At 32.5% G+C, this 6,548-nt stretch carries 6 protein-coding genes; 1 reads left to right on the top strand and 5 read right to left on the bottom strand.

The features are described from left to right. Window positions 1-762: 762 nt before the first annotated feature. The 4 genes from V6E90_RS21320 to repM form a co-directional block, all read right to left on the bottom strand. A complete protein-coding gene (locus V6E90_RS21320) occupies window positions 763-1,200 on the bottom strand; it encodes a hypothetical protein (RefSeq protein ID WP_332606390.1) in 438 nt (145 codons plus the stop codon). Next, window positions 1,193-2,575, bottom strand: a complete 1,383-nt coding sequence (locus V6E90_RS21315) for an AAA family ATPase (protein WP_332606389.1) — start codon at window positions 2,573-2,575, stop codon at window positions 1,193-1,195. The genes V6E90_RS21320 and V6E90_RS21315 overlap by 8 nt, the downstream gene beginning before the upstream one ends. Window positions 2,576-2,939: 364 nt before the next feature. Next, a complete protein-coding gene (locus tag V6E90_RS21310; RefSeq protein WP_332606388.1) occupies window positions 2,940-3,500 on the bottom strand; it encodes a plasmid replication DNA-binding protein in 561 nt (186 codons plus the stop codon). A gap of 60 nt (window positions 3,501-3,560) precedes the next feature. After that, window positions 3,561-4,484, bottom strand: coding sequence for a replication initiation protein RepM (repM, locus tag V6E90_RS21305; protein ID WP_104795286.1), 924 nt, complete (start codon window positions 4,482-4,484; stop codon window positions 3,561-3,563). Window positions 4,485-5,924: 1,440 nt separating this feature from the next. Here repM and V6E90_RS21300 point away from each other — a divergent pair. Then, window positions 5,925-6,116: a hypothetical protein gene (locus V6E90_RS21300; protein ID WP_332606387.1), complete on the top strand. Its 192-nt coding sequence runs from the start codon at window positions 5,925-5,927 to the stop codon at window positions 6,114-6,116. A gap of 50 nt (window positions 6,117-6,166) precedes the next feature. Here the strand turns inward: V6E90_RS21300 and V6E90_RS21295 are convergent, their stop codons facing one another. After that, window positions 6,167-6,388, bottom strand: coding sequence for a hypothetical protein (locus tag V6E90_RS21295; protein ID WP_332606386.1), 222 nt, complete (start codon window positions 6,386-6,388; stop codon window positions 6,167-6,169). Window positions 6,389-6,548 lie beyond the last annotated feature (160 nt).

The following is a 6,548-nucleotide window of genomic DNA, read 5'->3' as shown; positions in this document are numbered from 1 at the left end:
TTGTAGTTGATAGAAGCCCTGTTAGGGTACTTACTGCCTTTTCACCGCCTGCTTGTCCAAGAGCTTCAATAACTACTTTTTTAGTCTCACCTGTTGTAGTTGATAGAAGCCCTGTTAGGGTACTTACCGCTCTTTCATTACTAGAATTAGCCATAAAATTCCTCATATAAAAGTATAAAAATCAATTAATAGCATATTAACAAGCTTAATAGATAATACGTTTTGAATATTCTATTTAACATAATGGCGCTTATGCGAAACCATTCTTAATTATTTTAATTAAATCAAATATTTGTGAATTTTACATAACCCCAAAAAACACCAAAAAGCCGACTCGGAAACAAGTCGGCTGCTTTTTATGCAGTTTTGTCACTTTTAGCCAATAAAATCGGTTAAAAAATACTCAAAATTTCATTTTTTCCTGATTTCTTAAGGCTTCAATGACTCACTTTTATCCCCATTTCCTGCGGACAATTCTTGGGATAATTTGAGGATATCTGCATGTACGTTCTGGCGTACAGGCATTCAAGAAAATCACCAATAGGTAGACACGACCAGATTGCATATCATGGCTTCATTGAGAACAGGATGTTCCACATAACAATAAGAAGATCAGCGACAGGACGCGAGGGATGACAGGAGTTTACCCTAGTACCAAATACGAAAAACCCCGACAGGATGTCGGGGTTTTTTTATTTTGAATAAGAGATTTTATGTTAAATAAGATGCTTTAAAGATAAAGTTATAGATATTTATATAACTTTAATCCGTTGGCCAAAACTTATGTTCTTTATCTAGGAAGACTAATCTAAATACATAATCTTTATCATAAAACCCTGCAATTCTTTTTTTCCATCCAGTACCCATTTTTCGTATAGTTCCCCATGAATCTATATGAGAAAGATGTGGAGGACATTTAAACTCTGAGCAACTAGGGAAAGCTCCATATATTTTCAAAGATTCTTCTTGTTTTGCTTCAGCTGGTGTGAGATTACTAAGATGAGCAAGTTTTTTTAGCATTGGAACAATAAGATCATCCTTCTGCCAATCCTCCCAATCTTGTCCATTTCCTTTTGAATCGACACCAAGAAAAAAATCAAACCCAAAGGTAATCTTTGTTTTTAAATTACTATCATTTTTATCAAGATGTTCATCATTTCGATTATTAGTAGCTTTACTTTGAGATCTAGATTTAGCCATTTTCTGGATCTTCCATTAATTTACTAATTTCTGTTGAATTATCAAATAAAGGAATAGCATTGAAAAAACCGACTAAATATTCATTAGAATAGTTTTTATTCGAAATGTTTGAAGCTAATTCTTTAAATTCTACCAAAGAATAGAGCTTACTTTCTCCTTCAAAATTTTTATCAACAAACCATATTTGATCTCGTCTAAAATAGTTTGTATCCATTAAATTTGTATCATGAACAGTCGCAATAATTTGTCCTTTATTATTGGCTTCATGATATTTTTTAAAAATATATTTTGATAAAAGAGTATGAAATTGGACATCAAACTCATCAATTAGAAGTATGTGACCATTTTCAAATGAATTGTAAAATGCACTTAACAGGTGTATGAGTTTTACTGTTCCACTTGATTCTAATTTCAAAGGAATAGGATAATCTTTATTATCTATTTTTCTAATAACTTTGATACTATCTAGATCAATAACTTCTTTATTTTCAACTTTTGATGAGTTTACATAATCTATAAGATTATCAAAAAGATGTATGGCTTTATCTTTTAGTTGAATATTTTCATCTTCAGAATTTTTGATATTTTCTTTATCTTCATTAATTTTCCTAATAATTTCTTCTGCAGAATTTATTTTATGATCAAATCGTATATCACAAATACCTAATGAATTTAAAATAGGAGTAGCCCATTCTTTAAAAATAGCATTATCTTTCCAATAAGCTAGAGTAGCTTTTAATTTAGATTCTTTATTTTCTATATCTAGCAATATTATTTTAGAAAACCATTTAGATATTAAGCTGGAATGTTCACCTTTGAATGTTGATAATAAAAAAATAAACGGCATTGTAGATTTTACTTTATCATCAATTCTATTTTCTTCATTAATAAAATCTTTGGCTTCTACAAACCCTGTTGAATTATATTCAATAATTGTTTCATTTTCTCTATGAAATAATATAGTTTCTCTACTTAAAGGTGTGTAATAGAGCCATTCCTCTAAAATTTTTCCCTTATGGATAGATACACCATATCTGTATTTAATAGAATTATCGGCATAAAATTCTACTTCTAATTCAGATGGTACATGAGCACATTTATCATCTAATAAGAATGGAGCAATAAACTCTTTTTCTGGTAACTGATCCAAAACTAATGCTTTGAGGTAGGAAAGTGACGCAATAAAATTAGTTTTACCACTTCCATTAGCACCAAAAATTAAAGCTGTTTCTACCAATTGTTCTTGTGCTTCTTTTCCGGCATTAAAAATATTATTAGGTAAAATATTATCTTTTTTCTTTTGTGAAGCAATCATGGAAAATGATTGAGCATTTTTGAATGATAATATGTTTTCGCAGGTCAAATTAACTAACATCTATTTTTTCGACTTAAGATCACTAAAAAAGACCATCTTAAATCATTTTTTTGGAAAAAAAAGCAGTTTTTTTGAAATAGGCTGTATTTTTTATCTGTATTTTCAAGAATTGGAGAGTGATTTAGTTTGCTCCTATCCAACATATTGAATGATTTACAATTAAGAGATATTTTACAGTTTACCTAAAATTAACATAATACGCCTTATGCGAAATGCTTGAAGTTTTCCTATAAGTATCAATGTATTAGCCTAAGCCGTTCTAGGGTTTAGCGCACTAGAACGGCTTTTTCATGATCTTTCACGTTCCACGCCTATTCTTTGATCAATGTTTCACGCTTTTGATTAGCTCAGTTGAATAATACCCTTAGCCATTTGGCAAGAAAAACCGACTTAACCACCCTCTTTTCGGCTGTTCCGGTTCAACGTGTTGCGGCACTGGAATGCGCTTATTTTCCGTCTGCTTCGGAGTAGTCAATCCAGCATCTTTCGGCTCAGTAGTATCTGGTTCTGGTTGTACTGGAGCAGTACTTGGCTGGATAGCTTCTTCCTTCTTCGCTTCGGTAATTGGTTGTTCAGGCTGTCCTTTAAACTCAATTCTATGCGTCAGATCCTCGATATGCTGCATCAAAGCCTTTTCTCTTTGATTGGCTAAATCCAACTGATTTTTGAGTAAAGAAATTTGATCTTTTAATACAGTTTCGACTTCTGATTGGACGTGTACATGTACATCCTTCAGTACGTGTTCAGTACGTGTACTAGACTGAACACCTGAAGGATTGCCATAAACTCTGATAAGTTCAGATAAGTCTATAAGGCCGTCATGATCCCTTGATAATTCACCATTTTTTATAGCTTCATATATAGTTGTTCGTGACTTTTTAAAGGCTTTACTAGCGTCCATAACGCTAAATTTGGTTGTGTTCAATGTAATCCCTCAGTGCATGTGCAAGGATGTTCGCCTGAACATCCTACCTGAACATGAAGTTTATTTTGTGTTAAATCCTACTTTTTTAAGATATGGCAACAGTTCTTGAAATTTATTCTGATCTTGCAGCATTTCTACAATTCGAACTGCAAATTGCGCATAGCTTTCCGTACCTTGAGAATATTTATTCATGTCTGGTAGCTCAGAAAGCTTATTAGCAAAGATGTGACGTTGCTTATCAGTCAATTTTGAGAAAAGATCAGTTTGACTAGGGCTTTTACTATCTGTTGTAACTACTTTCTTTTGTTTAAACGTGAATGAAAACCCTGAAATGTTACGGCCTTTTTTATGTTGCTCACATTTAACTTTAATGTCTGTGTGCTCGTTAATTTGGGCAATAGCTAGATTTAATACCCGATCTTTAAAATTTCCCATCCTTGTGTATTCATCATCGAGAACACCTATCTTTTGTCTGAATTCGGCTAATTCAATAACAGGTGTTTGTCCTGTACTACGCCAGGCAATCAATAATTCGTATAAACGTACAGCATAAGCACTACTAAGTTCGCTAATTTGTTGCAGCTCGTACTTGGTGAATTGTTCTTCCAAACGTGTAATCAAGGGAACGATAGCTGGTGCAAATATCAACTTTACTGTTGCTTCATCATCGATGTATCTAATTTCACTAACCCAACGGCTTAGAACATTCTCAACCTTTCCTCTTTTGTTGATCTCTTGATAGCTAAATTGTCGGGCGAATAAGTCTTTGCACGCATCTTTTAGAGCTTGATAGGCTGTTTGTCTTGCAACATTAAATTGGTTTACATAGCTCTCTGCATGAACCTCTAAGGGGTCATTTGCATTTATACCTCTACCACTACCTCTTGCTTCGACAATAGCCAATAGGATTAAACGTTGTTCTACTAAATCCAAGTTATAACTAGCATTAATTAAGGCATTATCTTTAACAACTAAATCCCGCATCTTATTTATCTACATTATTATTAGTGAATATAAGTCTATATTAATAATTATGTAGATTTATGCAAGGTAAACGTAGTTAAATCTACTAAATATTTTTTGTAGATTTAAGGTAGGTAAACGTAGTCATATTGGTAGGTAAACGTAGTCATATTGGTAGGTAAACGTAGTCATATTGGTAGGTAAACGTAGTCATATCTCTGCTGTATCCCTTTAGAATATAGGCTTTCAGTATGGCTAAAAGCATTAAAAGTATTTAAAAATAATTAAAAGCCTAGCCTGGTCAAAATTGCCCTTGGTTTTCGCTTCGCTCAAACTCTATTGAATCTCGCTTTCGCTCGATTCTGGGGCAATTTTTCGGTTAATTCCCTCGTGAATTTGAGAAAAAGCAAAGGCAAGAACAAAAACAACTAGGAATTCGCTTCGCTCATAGAGCTTTATGCTCGCTTCGCTCGGTCTAGGCTCAAATTTTTGCATCTAAACTTCACTTTTTTAGGTTGATTAACCTAAAAAAGCGGTTTTTCAGAAAGCCGAGGCGCGAATTTTGGGAATATCGCTCGTAGACACTCGCTTTGTTAAGCCGTTCTTATCGTTTATAGATGCTGTTGTCATTTGCTTCTATTTGCGTTTAGAAGCACTTTTTTGTTTTTTGGGTACTGATCTCTAGTTCAGTTTGAAATGATCACACTATGGCGAAAATACAGCGTTTAAATTTGGTGTTTTTAAATTGTCCTCTAAAAAGTCTAGTTCTGATTTCATCTCTTGTTCTAAATTTTGCTTCTGATCAGTAGATCAAAATGTCTTCTTAAGCTTTTTCAGTAAAAGTAATAATCAAGCACTATCTTTGTGGTCATTTCAGTCAATTGGTTTTCTTGGAAGTCGGTACATACCGACAATTTTTAGTTCACACACCACGCATCTAAAGATGATAACCCTCAAACCTTTGCCAGATATGGTTTTTATAGTTTTTTTTATCATATAGAAACTGTTTCAAAAAAATGGATAAAAACTGCTGTAAATTTTTGTTTTTAAATAAAAAATAAACTTTCATTGGTTTTTTCAAAAAATATCCAAATTTTTGATTTAAAGTATTGAAATATAATGTAAAAATAACTTTCAAACCAACTTTCAGAATATATCTTAAAATTAAGGTTAATTTATTGAAATTATGGAAAAAATTGATGAAAGTTTAGATTTTTAAGTTCCAGAATCGTGTACAAAATTCATGGACTTTTTTATGCTAAGAGTTTGATTTATATGATTATTGTTCTGTACATGGGTTTGTACAAAATAAACGCTATTTTTGATCTAAGCATATGAAAATTATAAAAAATAATATGTACACATGGATCATACAATAATGTACAAATTTTAGTGGCTAAATTAGGTATAAAGTATTGAAATTTATTAAAAATTAATATGTACAATCCAAGGTTACTTCTTATGTCAAAAGAATTAGTCAATTCAGCCAATATCATCACTTTTCCTAAGCCATGTACCTTCTGTGAATCAACGCAACATGTACAACTTTTTGCTGGGCTGATGCTGTGTAGGAGTTGTCAGGAAAACATCAAAATTACCAATCCTGGGCTGTTTGCTACCAATGATCAGATTGAACAAAAAGCCCAGGATTAACCTGGGCTGCGCATAAGGCGTATTATGTTAATTTTAGAAAAATTAATCTATTATTTCCATGGAATTTGAGGTGTTCTTGATTTAAACCCCTCATCAGCTTGTTTAAAATATTTTAAAATCCCATCTTCATAACCGAAACGTCCTTCACATGTAATACATGCAAAAGTTGGTGGATTGCCACTATCTGTTTGTACTGAATATAATTTTGAAATTATATTTTTTAAATGCCAGCATTTAGGACAACTTATGTCAGTAAGTTTTACAATATACATTATTTAAACCGTCCTGCTTGTCCAAGAGCTGCTATAACTACTTTTTTAGTCTCACCTGTTGTAGTTGATAGAAGCCCTGTTAGGGTACTTACTGCCTTTTCACCGCCTGCTTGTCCAAGAGCTTCAATAACTACTTTTTTAGTCTCACCTGTTGTAGTTG

This window comes from Acinetobacter sp. ESBL14, from assembly GCF_036668815.1.
Classification (GTDB): Bacteria; Pseudomonadota; Gammaproteobacteria; order Pseudomonadales; family Moraxellaceae; genus Acinetobacter; species Acinetobacter gyllenbergii.
This window is presented reverse-complemented; position numbering and strand designations above follow the sequence as displayed.

Bases quoted from the DNA above. Each gene is read 5' to 3' on its own strand.
- V6E90_RS21295 (WP_332606386.1), bottom strand. From the start codon at position 6,388: ATGTATATTGTAAAACTTACTGACATAAGTTGTCCTAAATGCTGGCAT.
- V6E90_RS21320 (WP_332606390.1), bottom strand. From the start codon at position 1,200: ATGGCTAAATCTAGATCTCAAAGTAAAGCTACTAATAATCGAAATGAT.
- V6E90_RS21315 (WP_332606389.1), bottom strand. From the start codon at position 2,575: ATGTTAGTTAATTTGACCTGCGAAAACATATTATCATTCAAAAATGCT.
- repM (WP_104795286.1), bottom strand. From the start codon at position 4,484: ATGCGGGATTTAGTTGTTAAAGATAATGCCTTAATTAATGCTAGTTAT.
- V6E90_RS21300 (WP_332606387.1), top strand. From the start codon at position 5,925: ATGTCAAAAGAATTAGTCAATTCAGCCAATATCATCACTTTTCCTAAG.